Below are 906 nucleotides of genomic sequence, written 5' to 3'. Positions count from 1 at the left end.
GCCAACGTCAAGATGAGCATGAACCCGTTCGACGAGATCGCCGTGGAAGAAGCGGTCCGCCTGAAGGAAGCGGGCGTCGCTACCGAAGTGATCGCCGTGTCGTGCGGCGTGACGCAGTGCCAGGAAACCCTGCGCACCGCCATGGCCATCGGCGCCGACCGCGGCATTCTCGTTGAAACCGCTGAAGAACTGCAGCCGCTGGCCGTCGCCAAGCTGCTCAAGGCGCTGGTCGACAAGGAGCAGCCGCAGCTGATCATCCTCGGCAAGCAGGCGATTGACGACGATGCCAACCAGACCGGCCAGATGCTGGCTGCGCTGGCAGGCCTGCCCCAAGCCACGTTTGCTTCGAAGGTGCAGATTGCCGACGGCAAGGCTTCGGTAACGCGTGAAGTGGACGGCGGCCTGGAAACCCTGTCGGTCAAGCTGCCGGCCGTGGTCACCACCGACCTGCGCCTGAACGAGCCGCGCTACGTCACGCTGCCGAACATCATGAAGGCGAAGAAGAAGCAGCTCGACACGGTCAAGCCGGAAGACCTGGGCGTGGACGTTGCACCGCGCCTGAAGACGCTGAAGGTGGTCGAGCCCGCCAAGCGCAGCGCCGGCGTGATGGTGCCCGACGTGGCCACGCTGGTGTCCAAGCTCAAGACGGAAGCCAAGGTGCTGTAAGCGGCGGGTTTGTAACCCTCCCGCAACGCACGCAACTTCACGCACACCGAACAGGCAGATCAAGATGACCGCACTCGTTATTGCTGAACACGACAATCAATCCATCAAGGCCGCGACACTCAACACCGTGACGGCCGCCGCCCAATGCGGCGGTGACGTCCACGTGCTGGTGGCCGGCGCTGGCTGCGGCGCGGCTGCACAGGCCGCCGCGCAGATCGCCGGCGTGACCAAGGTGCTGGT

The 906-nt window shown here is 64.8% G+C and carries 1 protein-coding gene and 1 pseudogene; both read left to right on the top strand.

Annotated elements, in window-relative coordinates; genetic code table 11:
• The coding region (locus R2669_RS24810) for an electron transfer flavoprotein subunit beta/FixA family protein (protein ID WP_316902509.1) at positions 1–666 on the top strand (666 nt) is incomplete at its 5' end.
• Between the two features lie 64 nt (positions 667–730).
• A pseudogene (locus R2669_RS24805) lies at positions 731–906 on the top strand (electron transfer flavoprotein subunit alpha/FixB family protein); the annotation flags it as partial.

Origin of the sequence: Ralstonia edaphi (assembly GCF_958350185.1) — a bacterium.
Lineage (GTDB): Bacteria > Pseudomonadota > Gammaproteobacteria > Burkholderiales > Burkholderiaceae > Ralstonia > Ralstonia edaphi.
Note: the sequence above shows the minus strand (reverse complement) of the source record. Positions and strands in the feature narration are given on the sequence as shown.